We start from the raw sequence: 23,035 nt of genomic DNA, 5'->3' as shown, positions 1-23,035 counted from the left end.
CCCCACGCCGTTCGGTTCTTCACGCCGGTGTTCTGGGTCCGGAGCGCGGCACGGTCGGGACTGCGTGTGGTGCGGCTGGTGCCGGGGCCGGTCGGCGCATGTGGTCCGGGAGCGTGCGACTGCGGCAGGGCTTGCCGGTGGCAGGAACCGATCATCTGGTCTGTGAACAGTCCCGCCGCCACCGAGCCTTCCCGAACGCTTTCGGGTCTGGGCCCTCCGGGGTCCGCGCTGACTGGGCGCGAAGCTCTCAGCGGCTGCCTCTATCGCCTTCGCTGGATCACCTCGGCCCTGTTGTTGCTGAGGAAGGTGATCAGGTCCTGGAACGGTTCCTCGCCCATCGCCTGTCGGGAGGCTTCCGCGTCGCTCCAGATCAGCGTGAACGGGGTGATGGCGCCCGCACTGCCGTTCAGGTGGCCGCCGACGTCGTCGAGGTCCCAGCCGACGTAGCCGCCGGGACCGTTGATCGCCTCGCCGAGGGCGCAGCAGAAGTCGGTGACGTCGGCGATGTGGCGCCCGTCCACGTGGTAGGTGCGGCCGGGCGGGTTGCCCGGGACGTCGTGCCGGTGGGCTGCCTGCGCGAGAGACAGCCACCGGGACCGCGACTCGGGGGCCAGCGACGTCCAGGTGCCCGATTCGGTGGGCGGTCGTTCCAGCCAACTGTCCCAGAACGGGCGGGCCGCGGTCGGCAGCGTCTCGTAGGCGCCCTGGTCCAGATCCACGTCCCACAACCCGGCACCCGGGGATGATGGGCGGACGGCCGTGATGTCGGCGAAGATGCCGCGCAGCGAGGTGTCGAGCAGCCGCCCGTCCGACGCCCGGCCCTCGATCGTCGCCTCCAGCCTGAGGCCGGCCAGCGGCACGGTCCGGCCCTGACCGGTTGATTCCGGCTCAGCCGCCGCGTAGGACTCCCGATCGATCATTCGGTCCAGGAACCAGGGCTCCGGGCGGAAACCGAGCAACGTGACCGGCGGGGTGTCCAGTTCGGGGCGGCGGCGGAAGACACCCTCGACTGTTCGGAACCGGACCAGTGTGGTCTCGTAGTCGGGTCCCATCCGGAAGCCGTCACCCGGCGGGACCTCGTAGGCGGGCTGCTCGTGCCGGAACCTGCAGACCCGGCCGGTCAGCTCGATCCGGCCGTCCGCGGCACCCACCACGGTCACGTCTTCCAGCCAGGTTTCGCTGCGGCGGACACCATCGACGAAGGTCTCCAGGACCACCGCGTCCATCCGCTCCGGCCGACCGCCGAACCCGTTGACGGGCTCACAGTCGATGAGGGTGAAGCGTTCCAGCCGGGGCGGCGGGATGTCAGCAAAGAGGCCCACGATCTCGGCGCACTCGCCGAGTAGCCGCCCGGATTCCTCCATGCCTTCGCTGAATTCGTCGGTCAGTAGCCATCGCAGCGGTGTGGTCGTCAGGTCATCTCCTGGTGAGAGCCAGCCGAGCCAGCCGAGCCAGCCGAGCCAGCCGGGGTGGCAGTGGAGAGCCGGGCGGGCGCTTCGCGGATGGTGCAGGCCGCAGTGAGAGGGCAGGGTAGTGAAAGCGGGGTCGGCTGGAGTAGCCGGCTGCCGGGTGGTGCGGCGACAACTCCCTGGTGAGGGGTCAGTCGGCGTCGGGGAGACCGATGGCGAAGGCGTCCTCCAGGTCGTGCTTGGAGTAGGCGCGGAACGCCACGAACGTCTCGCTGTTGATCACGCCGGGGGTTTTCGAGATGCGGCCTGCGATCACCTCGGCGATGTCGTCGAAGCGCGGGACCCGGACGATCGCGATCAGGTCGACGCCGCCGGCGACCGAGTAGACCTCGCTCACCCCGTCCAGCGCGGCGAGGGCTTCGGCCACCTCGGGAATCGAGTCGGTTGCGCAGTCGATGTGGACGATCGCGGTGTTCACCAGCAGGCTCCTCAACTGGGCGGGTGGATCTCGGTTGGCCCCATGCTATGCCGTTCCGTATTCCGCTCGCACCGGCCTGTGGATGACGGATCAGGCCTGTGGACGACGGGAACGGCCGGGCCCGCGATGCGGTTAACGTCGGCCGGGACGAGGAAGCAGCGCAGAGGGAGGAACAGCGGGAGGCAGGGCAGCAGGAGGCAGGGCAGCAGGAGGCAGGGCAGCAGGAGGCAGGGCAGCAGGAGGAAACGGCCGTGATGGTACGCAGGTGGGAGGGAGCATGCGCGGGCCTGAGGGTCAGTGGATGGTCAGGCCGTCGGCGGTTCGGATGGCGTCGGTCAAGGTTTCGCCGGCGGGGACGTGGGCTCCGGGGAGGAGGACGCAGCGGCTGATCGTGCCTTCGACGTGGGCTCCGGGGCCGATCACTGAGTCGGTGGCTGTTCCGGTGACGGTGGCCGACGGGTCGGCTAATACGCCACCGGCGGCGTGCTGGGTGGCGGCGGCATGCAGGTTGGCGGCCAAATAGTCGGCGGGGGTGCCGGTGTCCAGGTAGTAGCCCTCGTAGGGGATCAGTTCCAGGTCGCCGGCGGCTTCGGCGGGGCGCCAGACGACGCGGACGAGGCTGCTGTCCACCTCGGCCAAGTCTTTGAGGTAGCGCCAAGGGATCAGGGAGAAACCGGCGAAGCGCTGGCCGCTGAAACCGCCGGTCTCGCCTGGGCGGCACGGCAGGGTCAGCATCCGCACGGTGTCGCCGGACCAGCCGTCGAGCAGGGCCGCGATGTCCTTGCCGGGTTCGCGGAACGGGTCGTGCAGGTAGGCGTCGGCGTTGCCGGCCAAAGCGGCCCGGCCGTCGATCCAGGGGCGCAGGCGGGCCAGTCCGCCGCCGGTGCCGATCGGGCCGTTCGGCTCGACGGAGAGGTGCGCCCGATCGCCGACGTGGGTGACGACCTGGTCGGCGAGGTAGGCGGCGTTGACGGCGACAGTGGCGGGCCCGGTGAGACCGACACCGGCCAGGCGGCGTAGCCCGTGGTCGAGCAGGGCGAGATTGCCGACGGGGCAGAGCGCCTTCGGCAGCGTGGTGGTGAGCGGCCGCAGACGGGTGCCCTCACCGGCGGCGAAGACGACCCCGGCAACGGCGGTCACTGGGCGTCACCAGGGAGCGGAGCGCCGTCACCGGGGAGCGGGGCGGCATCGCCGGGGAGCGGGGCACCGTTGCCGGGGAGCGGGGCGCCGTCGTCGGGGAAAGCGGCCTGGTAAGTGCCGGACGGCAGGGAAGGAGGGAGTTCGCCGGAGCGGGGGCCGATGCCGTAGATGCCGAGGAGGCGTTCGGTGGGCCAGGTCAGTTTCGGCAGGTCGGTGATCGCGAACCACTGTGCTTCCAGGACCTCGCCGCCGTCGACGACCAGAGGGGTGCTGGAGGCCGGTACCGAGGCGAAGAAGACGGTGTCGACCACGCCGCCGTTGGGGTGGACGATCGCGTTCGGGTTGCCGGCTGTCAGGTGACTGGGCTCGACGCGTACGCCGGCCTCTTCGAAGAGTTCCCGGGCCGCGCCGACGGCGGGCAACTCGCGGGCCTTGAGCAGGCCGGCCGGCAGGCCCCAGCCGCGGCCGGGGGGCTGGCGCAGCAGCAGGATACGGTCGGGGGATTCCGAGTCGCGGACCACCGTCACCGCGCCGACCAGGTATTTCGGTGACACCAGCCGGGCGATCTGGCGGCGGATCGGGAGGGGCAGCCCGTAGAAGGCCTGATAGGCGAGGCCGCGGATCTGCCGCTGAATGTTCACGCGCGTAAGGCTAACGGGGGACGTCGAACGACTCAGTCGGGGTGGTCGACGAGGGCGATGAGCTGCTCGACGACGGCGTCCGGTTCGAGGCTGCGTTCGCAGACGGCGACGAGCAGGGTCTCCAGGTCGGGATAGCCGAGTTCTTCGGCCAGGCGGCGCAGCGGCACCTCGCTGGCCAGGCCACGGTCGTGTTTGCGGAGCGTGAGCCCGATGGTGGCGCGACCCAGGCGGACTTTGTCGGCGATGCTGATGCCGGGCTCGTTCTGTTCGTCGAAGAACCGGTTGATCTGCATCTGGGCCTGGCTGGACTTGACGAAGCCGAGCCATTCCCGGCGCGGGCCGCGCGTGGAGTTGGGGCCGGTGTCGGCGTCGGCGAAGATCTCGACCACGTCGCCGTCGCGCAGCGGGGAACTGAGTGGGGCGAGACGCCCGTTGATGGTCGCGGCCAGGCAGTGGTCACCTTGGCGGGGGCCGAGTTCGTACGCCAGGTCGACCGGTGTGGACTGGCCGGGCAACTCGTAGGCGTTGCCGTGGGCGAAGACGGTGATCTGGCCTTCGGCTAGGTCACAGCGCAGCGAGCTGAGGAACTGGGCGGCGTCGGTGGTGTCCTGCTGCCAGTCGAGTACCCGTTTCAGCCAGGTGAGCTGGTCGGCGCCTGGTGGCTCGTCGGATTCCTTCGGGTACCGGTAGCTGGTGGCCACTCCGTACTCGGAGTAGCGGTGCATCGTCTTCGTCCGGATCAGGACCTCGACCAGTTTGCCTTCCGGGCCCACCACAGTGGTGTGCAGGGAGCGGTAGAGGTTGTTCTTCGGGGAGGCGATGAAGTCCTTGAACCGGCCGGCCACCGGGCGCCATCGGCCGTGGATCGCGCCGAGCGCGGCGTAACAGTCGGTGTCGGGGCCGTCCACGATCACGGCGATGCGGGGCAGGTCCAGCGGCACCGGATGATCGCCGGCGACGGTGTCCTTCCAGATCGAGTAGTAGTGCCGCGGCCGGGGTGTCACCTCGGCGGTCACCCGCTGGCGGCGCATCGCGGTCCGGGCCTTCTGCGAGACGTCGGCGACGTATTCGTCCCAGCCGGGGCGGCTCTTCACGTGCTCGTCGATGCGGGCGAACGAGTCCGGTTCGAGGTGGTAGAGCACCACGTCGTCGAGGTCGCGTTTGAGGGCCTGGATGCCGAGCCGGTCGCAGAGCGGGACGAGCACGTCCAGGGTGGCGGTCGCGATGCGGGCCCGGCTGGCGGTCGAGCGGGCGCCCAGGGTGCGCATGTTGTGCAGCCGGTCGGCCAGTTTGATGATCAGGACCCGGACGTCCTTGCCGGCGGCGACGATCATCTTGCGGATCGTCTCGCCCTCGGCGGCCTTGCCGTAGTACGCCTTGTCGAACTTGGTCACCCCGTCGACCAGGTGCGCCACCTCGTTGCCGAAGTCGCCCTGCAGAGCTTCGAGGGTGTAGCTGGTGTCCTCGACCGTGTCGTGCAGCAGGGAGGCGACCAGGGTGGTGGTGTCCATGCCCAGCTCGGCGCAGATCTGCGCGACCGCGAGTGGGTGGGTGATGTACGGATCGCCGCTCTTGCGCATCTGACCGCGGTGCATGCTCTCGGCGATCTGATAACTGCGGCGCAGGATGGCCACGTCAGCGGACGCGTGAATGCCGCGGTGTGTCCGGGCCAGCTCGGCGACCGGATCGTCGTCGTTGTGCTGGAAACTCAGCAGCGAACGCAAGCGCCCCGTGAACGAGGGGGACGTGCTGGTCGGCATGGCACGACCGAATGCGGCGCCGTGGCCGGCGTCGACGTCCACCCGGACACCCCCTCACCGATCGTCCACGCCATCAGCCGATGCGTGGAGTCGCCTCGCGTTTCTCTCTCCAGCGAATCATCGGAGGGGCCGGATCGCCAAGGCACTGGCCCGCAATTGTGACGAAAACATTTTCCGATGGTTCATTCACGAAAGAGCTGCTTGCTCTACAGCCTATGCGAGCGAGCGTCATCCAAACGGTCAGTTACCGATAGGCGAAAGGTTGAGTCTTGTGTCGAGGTGGCCGCTTCAGCCCTGCTCAGGAGGCTGGCGAAACGCGCGGCGCCACGAACCGGTGACACCCAGTCGCCGGACATCTCCACCAACCGGGTGTCCGGCTTCTCCAGCCAGGACTGGATCCGCTCGGTCTCCTCGGCGGTCGCGGCCGGAACCGGGCCGAACCCGGACGCCACCGTCTCGGCCGTCAGCTTCGCCGCGTCCAGGGTGGGCCGCGGATGTTCCCGGGGTGGCGAGGTGGCCGCCGCCGCCAGCCGCCCGTGCCGGATCACCGCGATCTCCCAGCCGCCCCGGTCGTCGCGGCGGGCCGCCACCAGCTCCGGCAGCCGGGTCAGCGCGTCCAGCCGCTGCATCCGGATCAGCGCCCGCAGCAGTGCGATCAGCCGGGACCGGACGACCGCCGCCTCCTCGTACCGCTGCTTGTCCGACAGCGCGTCGATGCGGGTCAGGATCGCCTCGACGACCGGCCCCGGATCACCCGAGGTCGCGGTGCGGAACGGCAACGCGGCGCGGACGTCGTACTCCGCCGGGGTTATCTCGTGCTCGCACGGCGCCGGGCACCGGCCCAGCTCGGCCAGCGCGCACGCCGGCGTCTTCGAGCGCAGCGAGAGCTTGTGGTTGCACTGCCGCAACGGCACGGCGTCGTAGACCCCGGCCGCGGCCAGCTCGGCGGTCCGCCGCGACGAGAACGGGCCCAGATAGGTGGCGCCGTCCTCGGCGAGACGCCGGACCACGGACAGGCGCGGGTAGGCCTCCGCGGTCAGCTTCAGCCAGACGACCCTCTCCGGAAACTTCGACCTGCGGTTGTACGGCGGGGCGTGCGCCGCGATCAGCCGCAGCTCACGCACCTCGGCGTCGAGAGGATGCGCGCACTCCACCGCCTCCACCCGGACCGCCGCGGTCAGCATCTCGGAGATCCGGGCCCGTTTCTCCCCGGCGGTGAAATAGCTGCGCACCCGGGTTGCCACGTCCTTCGACGTGCCCACATAGAGCGGCCGGTCGTCGGCGGCCCGGAAGATGTAGATCCCCGGCACGTGCGGCAGCCCGTCGGCCAGGTGCCGCTGGCGGCGCTGCGCCGGGGTGACCGCCTTGGCGAACTCGATCGCGTCACCGAGCGTGTGCACTTTGAAGCCGCCCAGCCGCTCGATCAGCCCGTGCAGCACGTCGACGGTGGCCTTCGCGTCGTCCAGCGCCCGGTGGTTGGGCTGCACCTGGGCGCCGAAGAAGTGCGCGAGGGTGCCCAGCTTGCGGTTCGGCACCTCGTCCTTGGTCAGCGCCCGCCGGGCCAGCGCCGCGGTGTCCAGCACCCGCGGGTTCGGCCACGGATAGCCGTGCCGGGCGCAGGCCGCCTTCAGGAAACCCACGTCGTACGGCGCGTTGTGGGCGACCAGGACCGCGCCGCGCAGGAACTCCAGCAGCGCCGGCAGCACCGTCTCGATCGACGGCGCCGGCCGCAGCATCGCCTCGGTGATGCCGGTCAGCACGGAGATGAACGGCGGCAGCGCCACACCCGGGTTGACCAGGGTCGCGAACTCGCCCAGCCGCTGTCCGCCGCGCACTTTGACCGCGCCGATCTCGGTGATGCCACCGCCGTCCGGGGCGCCGCCGGTGGTCTCCAGGTCGAGCACCACGAACGTGGCGTCCGCCAGGGACAGCGCGGCCGGGCCGACCGTCCCGTCCGCGGCCAGCAGCGTGTCCAGAGTGCCCTGCACGTAGGCCGGTTGAGTCACGGGCGGCAACGATAGAGCGGGGGTACGACACGAACCGGGACCGGGGCGAGAAAAGATCACTTGCTCCACTGGGCGAATACGCCGTGCACGGTGTGAGAATGGGTGGATGTCCGCACTGCAGAACCCAGATGACCGCCCCGAGGAGGAGGCGGCACCCGAGGCTGCGGAGCTCACCCTCGAATCGGGCTTGTCGCTCGAAACGGACATCTCACCGGAGCCGGTGCTGCCCGAGGCGGTCCGTCAGCGGATCACCGTCCTCGCCGCCGCCGCGCTCCCCGCTCTGCCTCCCGACGAGTTGCCGGTCGCGTTGCGGCGGGTCGCCCGGTTCGCCCCGAACCGCCGGGCCCGTCTCGGTGGCCGGGACATCGCCGCCCAGCTCGTCGCCGACCCGCTCTTCCGGCAGCGCATCGGCGCCCGCATCGTCACCGAGGCCGGTGACCTCGGTGCCGCCGTGACCAGCGGTGTCGCCCCCGCCGCCGCCGACCCGGTGGAGGTCGCCGCCCTGGCCTACCTGGCCCGTCCGGACGGCTGGCGGGAGCTGATCGGCGCGGCCGGCGACGCGGTCCGCGCCGAGGCCGACAGTGCCGCCGTCACCGCTCAGGCCCGCGCCGCCGAGCAGCGCGCCACCCGCGCCGAACACGACCGGGCCGTCGCCCGGGTCGAGGCCGATAAGTTGCGCGACGAACTCGCCCGGGTCCGCGAGGAGATGGGCCAGATCCGCGAGGAGGCCCGCTCCACCGCCAAGGCGCTGCGCGAGGCCCAGGCCGCCCAGAAACGGGCGAGTGATCTGCTGGCCACCGAGAAGGGCCGCGCTACGCGCGTCAATCAGGACCACGAGGCGGAGGTACGGCGGATGAAGTCCCGCCTCGCCGACGCCGAGGCCGCCGCCGCCAGCGGTAAACAGGCCGCCAAGGACGCGCGGTCCGTCGACGACGCCCGCCTCTGGCTGCTCCTGGAGACCATCAACCAGGCCGCCACCGGCTTGAAACGGGAGCTGGCCCTCAACCCGGCCGACAAACTGCCCGCCGACTTCGTGGCCGACGTGTCCGCCGAGCGGCCCGGCGCCCCGGAGCGGTCCGCGGCCCGCGCCCAGGACACCGACGACCCCGGCCGCCTCGACCAGCTGCTCGCCCTGCCGCGGGCGCACCTGGTGGTCGACGGCTACAACGTGACCAAACGCGGCTTCGCCGACATGTCCCTGGAGCAGCAGCGCAAACGCCTGATCACCGGCCTCGGCGGGATCGCCGCCCAGACCGGCGACGAGGTCACCGTGGTCTTCGACGGGGCCGAACGGGTGCACGGCCTGCCACCCGCGCCACGCGGCGTGCGGGTGCTGTTCTCCCGCAAGGGCATGACCGCCGACGAGCTGATCCGCCAGCTGGTGCGGGCCGAACCGCCCGGCCGCCCGGTGGTGGTGGTCTCCTCGGACCGCGAGGTCGCCGACGGGGTGCGGCGGCATGGCGCCTACCCGATGGGCGCGGACTCCCTGCTGCGCCGGCTGTCGCGTTCGTGACCCCGAGACTCTGGGCGATCGGTACGTTCGCGGTGCTGCTCGTGGCGCTGATCGCGGTCGCCTTCGCGACCGTCCCCCGGCACCGGGCGCCCGCCCCGCGCGCCGACCAGCTGGCCGCCCTCGACCAGCTGCCCGCCGAGAAGGTGGCCCGCGGCCGGGCCTTCCACGCCGAACTGCGCCCCGGCTCGTACACCGGCATGGTCCTCGGTCTGCTGGTCGCCCTCGCGCTCGGCCTCACCCCGCTCGGTGCCCGTCTGGTCGAGCTGGCCGGTAAACCGTTCGGTGACCACTGGCTGGCCCGGGCCGTCCTCGGTGGCCTGGTGATCGTGGTCCTCACCGAACTGGTCACCCTGCCGCTCGCGGCGTGGCGGCACACCATCGTGGCCCGGTACGGCATCTCCACCCAGACCTGGGGCGGCTGGACCGTCGACCTGCTGAAATCCCTCGCCGTCGGCGCGGTTCTCGGCGCGATCGTGCTGGCCGGGTTCTTCGCCGTCACCCGTTTCGCGCCCCGCTGGTGGTGGGCGTTCGGCGCGGCCGGGGCCGCCGGACTGGTCGTGCTGCTCTCGTTCGTGCTGCCGGTGCTGGTCGAACCGGTCTTCAACCGGTTCACCCCGATGGCCGACGGGCCGTTGCGCACCGAGCTGCTCGAACTCGCCGCCCGCGACGGCGTACCGGTCAAGGACGTGCTCGTCGCCGACGCGTCCCGGCGCACCCGCGCGGTCAACGCCTACGTCTCCGGACTCGGCCCGACCCGCCGGATCGTCGTCTACGACACCCTGCTGACCGAGGCCACCCCCGGCGAGGTGGTCTCGGTGGCCGCCCACGAACTCGGCCACGCCAAAGACGGTGACGTGCTCACCGGCACCCTGCTGGGGGCGCTCGGCGCGGCCCTCGCCGTGGTCTTCCTCTACCTGCTCGGCTCCTGGCGGTGGCTACTCGGCCTGGCCGGTGCCGACTCGATCGGCGAACCCCGGGCGATCGGCCTGCTCCTGGCCGTGACCACGGTGGCCGGGCTGATCACCGGCCCGGCCCAGGCCTGGGTGTCGCGCCGGGTCGAGGCCCGCGCCGACACACACGCCCTCGCCCTCACCGGCGACCCGGACACCTTCGCCGCGATGCAGCGCCGCCTCGGCACCGTCAACCTGTCCGACCCCGACCCGCCAGCCTGGGAGCACACCATGTTCGCCTCGCACCCGTCGACCGTGCAGCGGATCGCCGCCGCCCGAGCCTGGGCCCGGGGCGAACGATGACGCCGGCATCCCGACGGCCGTCCGGCCGCCGAGCCCGGGGAGAACGCTGATGGCGCGGACCCTGCTGGTCACCAACGACTTCCCGCCGCGGCCCGGCGGGATCCAGCAGTTCGTGCACAACCTGGCGGTACGCCAGCCGAAGGACTCGATCACGGTCTACTCGTCGACCTGGCGGGGGGCCGCCGAGTTCGACGCCGAGCAGCCGTTCGAAGTGGTCCGGGAGAAGACCGGGATGCTGCTGCCCACCCCGGCCGTCGCCCGTCGTGCCGCCGAACTGGCCCGTGCCCACGACTGCGACAGCGTCCTGTTCGGCGCCGCCGCCCCGCTCGGGCTGCTCGCCCACGGGCTGCGCCGCGACACCGGCATCCGCCGGGCGGTCGGCATCACCCACGGTCACGAGATCGGCTGGGCCGCTCTGCCCGGCGCCCGTGGTCTGCTGCGGCGGATCGCCCGCGGCACCGACGTGCTCACCTACCTGGGGGAGTACCAGCGCACCCGCCTCGACAAGGCCTTGCACGGCCTGACCGACCTGAAACGGCTCGCCCCCGGAGTGGACGTGGACAAGTTCCACCCCGGAGTGGACGGTTCGGCCGTCCGGGCCCGGCACGGGCTGACCGGCCGCCCGGTGGTCGTCTGTGTCTCCCGGCTGGTGCCGCGCAAAGGCCAGGACATGCTGATCCGGGCCCTGCCGGAGATCCGCCGACGGGTGCCCGGGGCGGCGTTGCTGCTGGTCAGCGGCGGGCCCTACCGTAAGACCCTGGAGCGGCTGGCCCGGGAGAACGACGTCGAGTCCGACGTGGTGTTCACCGGTTCGGTGCCGTGGGCGGAACTACCGGACCACTATGCGGCCGGTGACGTCTATGCCATGCCGTGCCGTACCCGGGCCGCCGGTCTTGATGTGGAAGGTCTCGGCATCGTCTATCTGGAGGCGTCCGCGACCGGGCTGCCCGTGGTCGGCGGTGACTCCGGTGGTGCTCCGGACGCGGTCCGGGAGGGGGAGACCGGCCACGTGGTCGGCGGCAGCGACGTGCCCGCCATCGCCGCCCGGGTCGCCGAACTGCTGGCCGACCCGGTCAAGGCGAAGACGATGGGCGAGGCCGGCCGGGCCTGGGTGGAGCGCGAGTGGCGCTGGGAGACCCAGGCCGCCCGCCTGACCACCCTGCTCGACGCCTAGAGCGGTGCGTGAGTGAGTTCGTGAATCCGGATTTGCCGGTGGACGGATGCGCTCTTACCACATAAGAACAGTGGTAACGAGAGGCGGTCGTCTATGCCGGACCCCGTTGCCGAGAAGACTTCAACTGAAGAGGACGAGGCGGTCACCCCCGAGGGGATGCTGGCCGAGCAGGAGGGGGAACTGGCGCTTCCCTACTGGCTGACCAGCACCGAAGAGGCGGCCAACACCACGTTCCTGCAGATGGTCCGGCGGCTGCCACGGCTGCTGCGGGAAGCCTGGCTGCTCGCCTGGCGGGCCAGCCCACGGACCACCCTGGCGGTGCTGGCGTCGCAGGTGGCCGGCGGGGTGGCGGCCGCGGTGGGGCTGATCAGTGTGGTCGGGGTGCTGGACGGGCTGTTGCGGGCCGGGCCGACTCCGGAGCGGGTACGGGCCGCCGTACCGGCGCTGGCGCTGTTGATCCTGGCCCTTGCCGTTCGGGGTCTGCTGCAGTCGGCGGCGACGGCGGCGCACGGGCGGCTGTCGCCGATGGTGTCCGAGGCCGCCGAGATGAAACTGATGGATCTGACCACCCGGGTGGACCTGGCCACGTTCGACGACCCGGGCTGGCGCGACGCCATGGAACGGGCCCGGGACCGGGGCACCTTCGCCGCCCAGCAGGTGGTCGACCACAGCATCGACCTGTTCACCCATCTGATGGGGCTGATCGCGGCGGCCGGAGTGCTGGCGGTGCTCCATCCGGCGCTGCTGCCGATGCTGGTGCTGGCGGTGCTGCCGACCGGGTGGGCGGCGGTCCGGTCGGCGCGGCTCGGCTATCGCAGCCGGCTGCGGCTGATCGCGGTGTGGCGGCGGCAGCGGATGCTCGCCTACCTGTTGGCGGCCCGCGAACCGGCCGCCGAGCTGCGGGCCTTCACAGTGCGGCGGTTCCTGCTCACCGAGGTCGGGCGGCTGCTGCGGATCTCCACCCTGGAGGAGATCCGGGTGATCGGGCGGGTGGTCCGGACCAACCTGCTCGGGCAGGCGCTGAGCGGGCTGGCGACCGGGCTGGCGTACGCGATGTTGTTCGGGCTGCTCTGGACCGGCCGGATGGCGCTGGCCACCGCGGGCGCCGCCGCCTACGCGATCAACATGGGCATCGGGAAACTGACCGAGCTGGCGTTCACCGCGAACCGGGTCTACGAACAGGGCCTGTACTTCGCCGACTTCCAGGGGTTCTGCGACCTGTCGCTGGCCCGGGCCGAACCGGACGGGAACCGGGCGCCGGACGCCTTCGCCGAGATCCGCCTCGACCACGTGACCTTCAGCTATCCGGACGCCGACCGGCCCGCGGTCAGCGACGTGAGCCTGACGCTGCGGCACGGGCAGATCATCGCCCTGGTCGGTGAGAACGGTTCCGGCAAGTCGACGCTGGCGGCCGTGCTGGCCGGGCTCTACCGGCCGCAGACCGGCACGGTGACCTGGGACGGCGTGGACGCGGCCGGTTTCGACCCGGAGACCGTGCGGGAACGGGTCGCGGTGGTCATGCAGGAACCCACCCGGTGGCCGCTGTCGGCGCGGCTCAACATCGCGATCGGCCGCCACGATCGGCCGGCCACCCTGGAACGGGTGCGGGAGTCGGCGCGGGCCGGAGACGCGCACGACTTCGTGATGGAGCTGCCGCGGGAGTACGAGACGCTGCTGTCCCGGCATTTCACCGACGGTGCCGACCTGTCCGGCGGGCAGTGGCAGCGGCTCGCGGTCAGCCGGGCCTTCCATCGGGACGCGCCGCTGCTGATCTGCGACGAACCGACCGCGAACCTGGACGCGCGGGCCGAGCACGAGGTCTACCGGCGGTTGCGGGACCTGGCCGCCGGGCGGACCGTGGTGCTGATCACGCACCGGATGGCGAGTGTGCGGGAGGCCGACCGGATCTACGTCCTCGATCACGGGGCGGTGATCGAGGAAGGCGGCCACGAGGAGCTGATCACGGCCGGTGGACTGTATGCACAGTTGTTCACGTTGCAGGCCAGCGCCTACCAGACCGCGTGACCGCATGTCACGGTCATCCTATGGATCCGGTGGGGATGGGTGCCGTCGCCGTGGGACTGTGGCGTCGGCGACACGACGGGCGGGTGGCCGCCGTGTCCGCGGCGAGCGAGGATCGGCATATGCGGGAACTGCTGGAAAGGCTCGGGGTCGAGCCGGCTGACGCCACACTGCTGCAGTTCTCGACCGCCTTCTGCGCGCCCTGCCGGGCGATGCGGCGGGTCAGTGCCGAGGTCGCGGACCTGCTTCCCGGCGTGCGGCACGTCGAGGTGGACGCCGAGAGCCATCTGGCGGAGGTCCGTGAGCTGGGGATCTGGCGTACACCCACGTTGTTGATCCTGGACGCCGACGGCCGGGAGGTCCGCCGCGCGACGGGGGTGCCGACCAAACCGCACCTGATCGCCGCGCTGGCGGAGATCCTCCCCTAGCCGGATTTCGCGGTGACCGGGTCGGGCATCGGGTCGACCGGCATGACCGCCGCCGGGAGCGGGTCGGTGTGCGGCGACAGCGGGTCCGGAGCCGGCTGCCCGGTTCGGGTCAGCCGGCGTGAGGCCGGCACCAGCAGCATCGCGGTGCTCGCGACGAGCAGGACACAGCCGCAGACGGTGAGGACGCGGTCGATGCCGAACCGGTCGGACAGCGGCCCGGCCAGGGCGTTGCCGATCGGCATGGCCACGAACGACGTCATGTAGTCCCAGGAACTGACCCGGCCGAGCGCCCGGTGCGGCACGTTCTCCTGCAACGAGGTGTCCCAGGCGACGTCGTAGAAGAGCAGGCCGGCGTAACCGATCACCGCGCCGATCATGATGGCGGCGAGGGTGCCGGGCCAGACGTACGCGAACGCCCACACCGACATCAGCGGCAGCGCCAGGAGCCCGGCGAAGAGCAGCCGCCGGGGCCGTAGACGGATCCCGATCGCCGAGCCGATCACCCCGCCCAGTCCTTCGGCGGCGGCGATCCAGCCGATGGCGTGCGCGCCGCCGAGCCGTTCGAACGCGACGATCTGCACCAAGACCAGGATGACGCCGTTGGCCACGTGGTAGACGCTCGCGCCCATCAGGTTGCTGAACAACCAGCTCCGGCTGCTGATCTCGCGCCACCCGGACCGCAGCTCGTGGATGGCGGAGGCCCGGGGGCCGCGCGGGGCTCGGACCCGGATCATCGCGACGGCGGCCAGGGAGGCCAGGAAGCTGACCGCGTTGATGGCGAAACCGGCCGGCGCGCCGAACACGGCGACGGTGATGCCCGCGGTGGCCGGCCCGGCCACGCCGCACATCGACTGCAGCAGGCTGAGGGTGGCGTTGGCCTTCTGCCGGTCCTCGGCCGGGACCAGCAGCGGCTTGAGGGCGCTCATCGCCGGGTTGAAGAAGCTGCCGGCGCCGGCCGAGACGACGGTCAGCACGCAGAGCAAGGTCAGGTGGTAGCCGCCGGTGGCGAACATCGCGGCGATACCGGCGGTGGCGGCGAACCGGATCGCGTCGGAGGCGACCATCACCCGCTGGGGTTGCAGCCGGTCGGCCCAGATGCCGCCGAAGAGGGTGCCGGCCAGCAGCGTGAGGATGTTGGTGGCCATGACCAGGCCCAGGTCGCGGGCGCCGTCGCCGGTGGTGATGACGGCGACGGCGAGCGCGACCGTCTGGAAGGCGTTGCCCAGCCAGGAGAAGCCCTGACCGGCGGCGAGCAGCCGGAAGTCACGTGTCATGAGCCGAGACGGTAGTTCATCGTCTAACTATCAGCAATCTAATAGTCAGAGAGGTGGCAGACTTGCGTCCCATGGAAGACAGCGTGGACGAGCACGTGGCCCGATGGGCGGGGTTCTGGAAGAAGGAACCGGCCTTCGCACCCGAGGTCGAGGGCGCCCTGGTGCGGATGAAGTTCATTCAGCGCTGGATCGACCGGGCCGACCTGGCGATCTTCACCGAGGGCTTCACCGTGCAGGACTACAAGACCCTGCACGTGCTGATGGTGCAGCCGTGGCCGACCGAGGCGACCCCGGCGCAACTGGCCGAGGCGGCGAACGTGACCCGGGCGGCGATGACCAGCCGCCTGGACCGGCTCGACGAGGCCGGGCTGATCACCCGGCAGATGGACGGCGCCGACCGGCGGCGAGTGATCGTCCGGCCCACGCAGAAGGGCCGGGAGATGTGGAACAAATACATCTTCAAGGGCATGGCGGTCGACCAGCGGGCCCTCGGGGCACTCAGCGTGCAGGAATTGGCACAGCTCAACGGGATCCTGCGCAAAGTCCTACTATCCCTGGAGGAATAGTGGGCGGTATGGAACCCCGCACGCCGAGCGGGAGCCGGCCAGCCCCGTGCGGTTCGCCCAGCTCGTGGGCTTCACCTTCCTGGCCGTCTCCGCGGCGGGTCACCTCAGTGGTGCCGAGATCGTGGTCCTGGTCGCGGCGACGTGCGGGCTGCTCGCCGCGTTCCTTAACGCAGCGTTCGGGCTCTGCCTGGGCTGCGAGGCCTATATCTTGATTCGGCGCCTGAAAGACAGAAACGCCGAATCGGTCCGGAATGTCTAGAACTGTTTCTGCGTGGTGAGTTCGGGTGCGAATCGAACCCGAAGTCACCACGCGACCCTGGCTCTAGAACTTCGGGGCGTCCGGCGCTTCGAGCAGACCCAGACGGAGCGCCGTCATCAGCGCCTGCGCCCGGTTGGCCGCACCCAGCTTCTCGTACAGCTTCGAGATGTGGGTCTTCGCCGTCGACTCCGAGACGAAGAGCTGCTTGGCGATGCCGGCCACACTCATGCCGTCGGCGAGCAGGCGGAGCACCTGACCCTCCCGCGGCGAGAGCTGCGGACCGGACGGAGCGAGACGCCGCTTCATCGCCTCGGCCAGATCGGCCGCGGTGAACGCGCTCGGCGCCGACGCGGCATGCCGGGCAGCCGCCACGACCTCGTCCGCGGGAGCGGTCTTGGGGACGAACGCGCTGGCCCCAGCCTCGAGAGCGCCGAAGAGCTGATCGTCGCCCGCATACATGGTCAGGACCACGATGCCCATGTTCGCGTTGTTCTTCCGCAGGGCGCGGGTGGCCTCCAGGCCACTGCCGTCGGGCAGGCGGAGGTCCATGATCACGACATCGGGCTGGAGGGCGCCGGCCTGGCGCACCGCCTCCGCCGCCGTGGCGGCCTCGCCGACGACCTCGAACTGACGGTCGCGCTCGAATGCGTGTCGCAGCCCCTTACGAATCAGGTCGTGATCGTCGACAAGGAGGACCTTGGTGCGCGTCGTCGGCGCCGGACTGGTCGACATGCTCGGGTTACTCCCCTTCTTGCGCGGAAACGCTATCCCGCACGCTATCGCGCCGAGGCGGTGTTCCGAGCACTACAGCGACGGTTGTCCCGCTCGGGTGTCGCGGAGTGATCTCGAGACGGCCTCGGATGCGTTCGGCGCGTTCCGCCATGATGGTAAGACCGTATCGTCCGTCGGGCCGGGTGTCCGCGAACCCCTTGCCGTCGTCGGAGACTTCGATCTGAGCGTACGGCGGGTCCACCGCGCAGGTCACCCACAGATTCGACGCCCCCGCGTGCTTGCGCGCGTTGGTGATCGCCTCCTGCGCGATCCGCAGCAGTTCGGCCTCGGTCGCCGCCGGCAGCCGGGCCGTCGACTCGTCGAACGTGAAATGCACCCGCAGACCGGCACTGGTGCCGAGCGTCCGCGCGTACTCCGCGATGGCCGGCGCCAGACCGCCGTTGCGATCGACCTCGGACCGCAGCTCGAACAGGCTCAGCCGCAACTCGGTGATCACCCGGGTCACCTCGGCCCGCAGCGACCGCAGCTCCTCGGCCGTCTCGTCGGCCCCCTCCGGCAGCGTCGCCTGCGCGTTGTCGATGCCGTAACCGACCATCACCAGCTCCTGCGCGACCCCGTCGTGGATCTCCCGGGCCAGGCGCTGGCGCTCCTCGTTGGTGGCCAGCGACCGGACGTCGTCGAAGAGCAGGGCGGCCTCCAGCCGCAGCGACGCCGGGCCGGTCACCTCGGTCACCGCCTGAACCACCGGCGACGGGTACGCCCCCGGAGCATCCGTCTCCAGGATCACCAGACCGATCGTGCGGACCCCGGCGACCAGCGGCACCACCAGCGAGGACACGTCGCCGCCCTGATGACTGCGCGCCTGGGACCGGCTGGCGGTCTGCGGCTGCTGCGTCGCCCAGGCGTCGGCGATCCCGGAGTCGGCGTCCAGCGTCGTCTCCCAGTCGACCCGCTCCGCCCCGGTCTGCGCCAGCACCACCAGACGGCCGCCACCGCTGGCCGACAGCACCGCCGCCCGGTGCCCCGCCGCCACCGCCCGCAACTCCTCCAGCAGGTGCTCGGAGATGCCACCCGGATCCAGCGTCGCGCCCGGCAACGACCGGGCCACACTGCGCAGCTGAGTCAGCAGGCGGGTCGCCTCCGCGTACGGCTGCGGGGTCGGCTCCGGCGGCTGCAGCAACTGGCGCATCGTCTCGGCGGCGAACGTGATGATCGCGCCCAGCACCAGCCACTGCCCGCAGGCCGCCAGGTAACCCGGCTGGCTCAGCGGCTCACTCGGCCCGGCCAGAGCGCCGCCGGCGGCCATCGTGGCGGCGGCCAGGCCGAGCAGCCACACCCCCTCGGCCGGGCGGCGCCGCAGCGCCGCGGTGAGCAGCGGCACCGACAGGTAGGGCAGCACCGCCTCGGCCCCGAACCCGGCGTCGACCCGGTCGGCGACCTGCGCGGCCGCGGCGATCGAGCCGGCCGCGAGACAGGTCACCACGACCTCGGCGGCCCGGCCCAGCGGGGCCAGATAGGCGTGCCCGCGGGCCACGAAACCGGGGACCACCGCGATCGCCAGCAGACCGATCCAGCCGAGCTGCACCGGATCGCCGGTGGCGGTCCAGGTCAGCGCGGCGACCAGCAGGAGCATGACGACGCGTGCCGCGGCTTCGGCCGGGCGGATACGCGTGGGATCACTGACGAGGGCTGGCACGTGACGGATGGTATCCGTACCGGCGGGTTCCGGCTCGTGCACGCACGCCCCGGTTCGTTCCCGGGGTGCCTCCGGCAGGTAGCCTCCGGAGCATGGCGGACACCTCGGCACAGTCGATTCAGGTCCACGCGCCGCTGGCCCGGGTGGCCGCGGTGATCTGCGACTTCGCGTCATATCCGGAGTGGGCCGAGTCGATCAAGAAGGCGGAGATCACCGAGGAGTACGAGGACGGTTACGCCGCCCGGGTGCGCTTTCAGATCGACGCCACGGTGCTGGTGGACGAGTACACGTTGGAGTACGCGTACGCCGACGATCTGTCCCGGATCGAGTGGACCCTGACCGAGCCGTCGAAGACGCAGCGTTCCCAGGAGGGGTCGTACGACCTCGTGGCGAACGCGGACGGCAGCACGACGGTGACGTACACCCTGGCGGTGGATCTCGCGATCGGGATGCTCGGGATGTTCCGCCGCAAGGCCGAGAAAATGATCATGGATACGGCGTTGCGGGAGCTCAAGCGCCGCGTCGAGAGCCAGCCCGCGGCCTGAGCCGCGGGGCTTGAGGGGAGCGGACATGCCCGGGACAGCGCGGGAGGAAGCGGAGCGGCTGGTCGCGGCGGTCCTCGCCAGAGCGTCAGCCGGTTCGTCTGGTTCGGCGCCCGGCCCGGCTGCCGGATCGCCTGGCTCGTCTGGTTCGGCTGGCTCGTCTGGCTCGGCTGGATCGCCCGGTTCGGCTGGCTCGTCGGCTGGTTCGGGCGCCGGATCGTTCGTCGGGGATGGCCTCGGTCAACTCGGTGAGTCGGTGATGGGGCTGCTCGCCGGCCTTGGTGCCAGTGCCGCCGCAGCCGGTGCCACTGCCGGCGCGGGCACCACCGGTGCCGCCGGATCCTGGTCGACCGGGAGCGCCGAGTGCTGCGTCTGCCCGGTCTGCAAAGCGATCGCGTCGGTGCGCGACCCGAGCCCGGAGACTGCCGCGAAGCTCGCCATCAGCGCGGGGGAGATCGCCAGCGGGGTGGCCGGGCTGATGCGCGCGTTCTCCGCGATGACCGCTCAGCCGGCCCGCCCGCCGGCGCCCCGGCCCAAACCCGCACCCTCACCGGATCAGGCCTGGGCCGCGGCGACGCGGACCGCCGGCGACGAGCCGCTCGCGGCCGGTCCGGACGCCGACGCTGATCCCTGGGGCGCGGCCAGCGCGGACGACGCCCGCCGGGCCGAGGCCGAAGCGGAGACGGCGCGAGTGGCACGGGCGCGGGAACTGGAAGCCGAACGGGAGCGGGCCCGGGAGGCCGCCGCCGCGGCCCGGGCCCGCGCGGAGGTCGCGAAACAGGCGGTGGCCCGGGCGGTCGAGCTGGCCACCGCGGCCCGCGACGCCGGGACCGGCTCCGCGGCATCGGAGGCGGCCGCTCCCACCGGATCGCCCCCGGCCGATTCCGCGAGGGCGTCCACCGGCGATTCCGCGGGTTCGTCTCCGGGGGCTTCCGCAGGGTGGCCCGCGGGATCGTTCCGGGGGGATGTGTGGGCGATGGCGACGGCCCCCGAGTCACCGGTGACGGACGCTACGGAGCCGGAGGCCGGCGACGATGACCGGCCCCGTAGCGTGGATCATCAGCGGGGTGCCTCGGCGCCCGAGGACCGCGACCCGGGGCCCGGCGACGGCGCCCGTCCCGGCGGAGCGGTGTGAACTGTTTGCAGAGGGGACGGGCAGCGTGACGCTGACCATCGGAATCGACGTGGGCGGCACCAAGGTCGCCGGCGGTGTGGTCGACGAGCACGGCACCGTGCTCGCGTCGAACCGGCGGGCGACGCCGGCCGACGACCAGGCCGGCACCCGGGACACGATCGTCGAGGTGGCGGCCGAACTGGCGGCGCATTACCCGACCGCGACCGCGATCGGCATCGGCGCCGCGGCGTGGATCGACGTCACCGGTTCGACGGTGCTCTTCGCCCCGAACCTGGCCTGGCGCGACGAGCCGTTGCAGGCCTACGTGAGCAAGGCCACCGGCCTGCCCGTGGTGCTGGACAACGACGCCAACGTGGCCGGCTGGGCCGAGTTCCGGTTCGGTGTCGCCAAACACGCCGACTCGATGGTGATGATCACCGTGGGTACCGGCATCGGCGGCGCCGTCGTGATCAACGGCAAGCTGTGGCACGGCGCCCACGGCATCGCCGCCGAACTGGGCCACATCCAGTCGGTCCCGGACGGGCACCCGTGCGGCTGCGGCCGGCTGGGCTGCCTGGAGCAGTACGCCAGCGGCAACGCCCTGGTCCGGTTCGGCCGGGCCGGTGCCCGGCAGGAGCCGGATCGGGCCGCGAAACTGCTGGAACTGGCCGGCGGCGACGCCCTGGCCATCACCGGGCGGCAGATCACCGAGGCGGCGCGGGCCGGCGATGGGGTCGCGATGGACGCGTTCGCCCAGGTCGGCTACTGGCTCGGGGTGGCGTTGGCGGACCTGGCGCAGAGCCTGGACCCGGACATCATGGTGATCGGCGGCGGGGTGATCGACGCCGGGCCGCTGCTGATGGGCCCGGCCGAACGGGCCTACCGCGAGCAACTGGCCAACCGGGACCGTTTCCCGGTGGCGGAGATCCACGCCGCGTCCACCGGCAACGACGCCGGGGTGGTCGGCGCGGCCGACCTGGCCCGCGGGATCTGAGGCGGCCGGGATGTCCGGGGTCCCGCTGCGGGTGGTCAGCTGGAACGTGCACGGCTTGCGCGACGACCGGGCCGCGCTGACCGGCCTGATCCGGGAACTGGCCCCGGACGTCCTGGTCGTGCAGGAGGCGCCGCGCCGGTTCCGGTGGCGGCAGAAGTGCGCCCGGCTGGCTGCCGAGACCGGTCTGGTGGTGGCCGCCGGCGGCCTGCCGTCGCTGGGCAACCTGGTGCTGGTGAACCTGCGGGTGCGGGTGCGGCGGTCCTGGTGCCTGCGCTACCCGCTGACCCCGGGCCGGCACATGCGCGGCGCCGTCTTCGCCGAGGGCACGGTGCACGGCGCCCGGTTCACCGTCTCCGGCTCGCATCTGGCGACCGATCCGGCGGAGCGGCCGTCCCAGGCCGCCGTCTGGAAGGCCGAGCTGGATGCGGTCAAGAGCCCGTTGATCGTGGCCGCCGACCTGAACGAGGGCCCCGGCGGCGGCGCGTGGCGGACGGTCGAGGACGGCCTGCTGGGGTCACCCGACGACGTGCCGACGTTTCCCGCGGCGGAACCCCGCCGGCGTATCGACGGGCTTTTCGTCAGCCCCGACGTGGCCATCGAACGCTACGAGATCCTGACGAGCGACCGGGCACGCGCAGCGAGTGATCATTTACCGATCGTGGTGGACCTTTTGCTCCCTTCCTCCTAGGCGCGCCGTCTGCAAGGATCGCCGGGTGCAAGACTCCCCGGACCTCGGTGACCGTGGTGACGCCGTGTGCGTCGTCGGTGCCGGCGCCAGCGGCCTGACCGCCATCAAGAACCTTCGCGAGCAGGGCTTCGCGGTCGACTGCTACGAGCGCGAGACCTCCGTCGGCGGCGCCTGGAACTGGCGTCACGACCGCAGCCCGGTCTATGCCGGAACCCACCTCATCTCGTCCCGTCCGCTGACCGAGTTCCCTGACTTCCCGATGCCGGACACCTGGCCCGACTACCCGCACCACAGCCGGGTCCTGGAATACCTGGAGCGGTACGCGAAGCACTTCGGGCTCGGCGACCACATCTGGTACGGCATGGAGGTCGTCTCGATCACCCCGGTCGACGGCGGCCGCTGGGACGTGACCATCCAGTCGACCGGCGGCGGCTCCTCCCGGGTGCAGCGCTACGCCGCCGTGGTGATCGCCAACGGGCACAACTGGGCGCCGGTGACCCCGGAGATCCCCGGCGACTTCCTCGGACAGGTGATCCACTCCAGCGCCTACAAGGACCCGGCACGGCTGCGCAACAAACGGGTCCTGGTGATCGGCGGCGGCAACACCGGCTGTGACATCGCGGTGGAGGCCGCCCAGCACGCCGACCGGGTGTGGCACTCCACCCGGCGCGGCTACTGGTTCGCCCCGAAATACGTCGGCAGCCGCCCCGCCGATCAGCTCGGCAACGAGCGGGCGCCGTCATGGCGCCGCCGCCGGCGGGCCCGCCGGATCGCCGCCGACCTGACCCGCTGGGGCATGCCGGCGCCGGAGCACACCCCTTTCGAGAGCAACCCGGTGGTCAACGGCCTGCTGCCGCACTATCTGGGGCACGGCCGGATCGAGCCGGTGCCGGACGTGACCGGCTGGGACGGCAACACGGTCGAACTGGCCGACGGCAGCCGCATCGAACCGCAACTGGTGATCACCGCGACCGGCTACCGCCCCCGCTTCGACTTCGCCGCCCCCGAACTGCTCGACGCCGACGAACACGGCCGTCCCGACCTGCACCTGCACGTGTTCGCCCGGCGGCATCCGACCCTCGCCGTGGTCGGCCTTGTGCAGCCGGACAGCGGACTCTTCCCGATCGCCCACTGGCAGAGCGTCGCGGTGGCCCGCTGGCTGCGGCTGCGCGCCCGGGACCCGGAGAAGGCCACCGAGGTGCAGCGGGAGGAGTCCCGGCGGCCCCTCGAATCGTGGGCCCGCCGCAAGGTGGTGCCGACCCGGCGCTACTGGTTCGAAGTCGGCCACGTGGACTACCTGCGCGCTGTCGAGGACCTTTTGACTCGGATGGAGAAGACGTCATGAT

General features: G+C 71.6%; 19 protein-coding genes and 2 pseudogenes. 12 read left to right on the top strand and 9 right to left on the bottom strand.

The window, feature by feature from the left end; all coding sequences use genetic code 11:
• Window positions 1-260 precede the first annotated feature (260 nt).
• From BLU81_RS25415 to BLU81_RS25390, 6 genes and pseudogenes are all read right to left on the bottom strand, one after another.
• Window positions 261-1,364 carry a barstar family protein gene (locus BLU81_RS25415; protein ID WP_092546970.1) on the bottom strand — a complete coding sequence of 368 codons (1,104 nt, stop codon included), beginning with the start codon at window positions 1,362-1,364 and terminating at the stop codon, window positions 261-263.
• A 235-nt stretch (window positions 1,365-1,599) separates the two neighbouring features.
• Window positions 1,600-1,887: an Lrp/AsnC family transcriptional regulator gene (locus tag BLU81_RS25410; protein ID WP_092546969.1), complete on the bottom strand. Its 288-nt coding sequence runs from the start codon at window positions 1,885-1,887 to the stop codon at window positions 1,600-1,602.
• Between the two features lie 294 nt (window positions 1,888-2,181).
• A complete protein-coding gene (locus tag BLU81_RS25405) occupies window positions 2,182-3,027 on the bottom strand; it encodes a sugar phosphate nucleotidyltransferase (protein WP_092546968.1) in 846 nt (281 codons plus the stop codon).
• 122 nt (window positions 3,028-3,149) lie between these two features.
• A pseudogene (locus BLU81_RS25400) lies at window positions 3,150-3,668 on the bottom strand (NUDIX hydrolase); the annotation flags it as partial.
• A gap of 32 nt (window positions 3,669-3,700) precedes the next feature.
• The gene (locus BLU81_RS25395) at window positions 3,701-5,470 is read right to left on the bottom strand and encodes a RelA/SpoT family protein (RefSeq protein WP_092546966.1); all 1,770 of its coding nucleotides are present in this window, start codon (window positions 5,468-5,470) and stop codon (window positions 3,701-3,703) included.
• A 164-nt stretch (window positions 5,471-5,634) separates the two neighbouring features.
• A complete protein-coding gene (locus BLU81_RS25390; RefSeq protein ID WP_092546965.1) occupies window positions 5,635-7,434 on the bottom strand; it encodes a DEDD exonuclease domain-containing protein in 1,800 nt (599 codons plus the stop codon).
• A gap of 106 nt (window positions 7,435-7,540) precedes the next feature.
• On the opposite strand from BLU81_RS25390, the gene BLU81_RS25385 reads away from it, so the two are divergent.
• From BLU81_RS25385 to BLU81_RS25365, 5 genes are all read left to right on the top strand, one after another.
• Window positions 7,541-8,947 (top strand): NYN domain-containing protein, encoded by a 1,407-nt coding sequence (locus BLU81_RS25385; RefSeq protein WP_092546964.1) that lies wholly within the window; start codon window positions 7,541-7,543, stop codon window positions 8,945-8,947.
• Window positions 8,944-10,200, top strand: a complete 1,257-nt coding sequence (locus tag BLU81_RS25380; protein ID WP_092546963.1) for a M48 family metallopeptidase — start codon at window positions 8,944-8,946, stop codon at window positions 10,198-10,200. Before BLU81_RS25385 ends, BLU81_RS25380 begins: the two co-directional genes overlap by 4 nt.
• A 49-nt stretch (window positions 10,201-10,249) precedes the next feature.
• Window positions 10,250-11,374 (top strand): glycosyltransferase family 4 protein, encoded by a 1,125-nt coding sequence (locus tag BLU81_RS25375; RefSeq protein WP_092546962.1) that lies wholly within the window; start codon window positions 10,250-10,252, stop codon window positions 11,372-11,374.
• Window positions 11,375-11,467: 93 nt separating this feature from the next.
• A complete protein-coding gene (locus BLU81_RS25370) occupies window positions 11,468-13,399 on the top strand; it encodes an ABC transporter ATP-binding protein (RefSeq protein ID WP_092546961.1) in 1,932 nt (643 codons plus the stop codon).
• 20 nt (window positions 13,400-13,419) lie between these two features.
• A complete protein-coding gene (locus tag BLU81_RS25365; protein ID WP_092546960.1) occupies window positions 13,420-13,824 on the top strand; it encodes a TlpA family protein disulfide reductase in 405 nt (134 codons plus the stop codon).
• On the opposite strand, the gene BLU81_RS25360 is transcribed toward BLU81_RS25365, so the two are convergent.
• On the bottom strand, window positions 13,821-15,098 hold the full coding sequence (locus tag BLU81_RS25360) for an MFS transporter (protein WP_092546959.1): 1,278 nt from the start codon (window positions 15,096-15,098) through the stop codon (window positions 13,821-13,823). The two genes, BLU81_RS25365 and BLU81_RS25360, sit on opposite strands and share 4 nt — an antisense overlap.
• Window positions 15,099-15,169: 71 nt before the next feature.
• Here BLU81_RS25360 and BLU81_RS25355 point away from each other — a divergent pair, with 71 nt between their 5' ends.
• Together BLU81_RS25355 and BLU81_RS25350 are read left to right on the top strand one after the other, a co-directional pair.
• The gene (locus tag BLU81_RS25355) at window positions 15,170-15,664 is read left to right on the top strand and encodes a MarR family winged helix-turn-helix transcriptional regulator (protein WP_092546958.1); all 495 of its coding nucleotides are present in this window, start codon (window positions 15,170-15,172) and stop codon (window positions 15,662-15,664) included.
• A 28-nt stretch (window positions 15,665-15,692) separates the two neighbouring features.
• Window positions 15,693-15,923 (top strand): annotated as a pseudogene (locus BLU81_RS25350) (DUF4395 domain-containing protein); the annotation flags it as partial.
• Window positions 15,924-15,986: 63 nt separating this feature from the next.
• Here the strand turns inward: BLU81_RS25350 and BLU81_RS25345 are convergent.
• The gene (locus BLU81_RS25345) at window positions 15,987-16,655 is read right to left on the bottom strand and encodes a response regulator transcription factor (protein WP_014688640.1); all 669 of its coding nucleotides are present in this window, start codon (window positions 16,653-16,655) and stop codon (window positions 15,987-15,989) included.
• A 7-nt stretch (window positions 16,656-16,662) separates the two neighbouring features.
• The gene (locus BLU81_RS25340; RefSeq protein ID WP_373873301.1) at window positions 16,663-18,351 is read right to left on the bottom strand and encodes a GAF domain-containing sensor histidine kinase; all 1,689 of its coding nucleotides are present in this window, start codon (window positions 18,349-18,351) and stop codon (window positions 16,663-16,665) included.
• 92 nt (window positions 18,352-18,443) lie between these two features.
• Here BLU81_RS25340 and BLU81_RS25335 point away from each other — a divergent pair, with 92 nt between their 5' ends.
• The 5 genes from BLU81_RS25335 (at window position 18,444) to BLU81_RS25315 (ending at window position 23,034) form a co-directional block, all read left to right on the top strand.
• Window positions 18,444-18,896: an SRPBCC family protein gene (locus BLU81_RS25335; RefSeq protein WP_092546957.1), complete on the top strand. Its 453-nt coding sequence runs from the start codon at window positions 18,444-18,446 to the stop codon at window positions 18,894-18,896.
• A 256-nt stretch (window positions 18,897-19,152) separates the two neighbouring features.
• Complete coding sequence (locus BLU81_RS25330) at window positions 19,153-20,028, top strand: hypothetical protein (RefSeq protein WP_092546956.1); 876 nt, start codon at window positions 19,153-19,155, stop codon at window positions 20,026-20,028.
• 25 nt (window positions 20,029-20,053) lie between these two features.
• Entirely contained in the window at window positions 20,054-21,001 is a 948-nt protein-coding gene (locus tag BLU81_RS25325) for an ROK family glucokinase (RefSeq protein ID WP_092546955.1), read from the top strand.
• Window positions 21,002-21,011: 10 nt separating this feature from the next.
• Window positions 21,012-21,689, top strand: coding sequence for an endonuclease/exonuclease/phosphatase family protein (locus BLU81_RS25320; RefSeq protein WP_092546954.1), 678 nt, complete (start codon window positions 21,012-21,014; stop codon window positions 21,687-21,689).
• Between the two features lie 25 nt (window positions 21,690-21,714).
• Window positions 21,715-23,034, top strand: coding sequence for a flavin-containing monooxygenase (locus tag BLU81_RS25315; RefSeq protein WP_092546953.1), 1,320 nt, complete (start codon window positions 21,715-21,717; stop codon window positions 23,032-23,034).
• Window position 23,035: the final 1 nt, after the last annotated feature.

This window comes from Actinoplanes derwentensis, assembly GCF_900104725.1.
Classification (GTDB): domain Bacteria; phylum Actinomycetota; class Actinomycetes; order Mycobacteriales; family Micromonosporaceae; genus Actinoplanes; species Actinoplanes derwentensis.
This window is presented reverse-complemented; position numbering and strand designations above follow the sequence as displayed.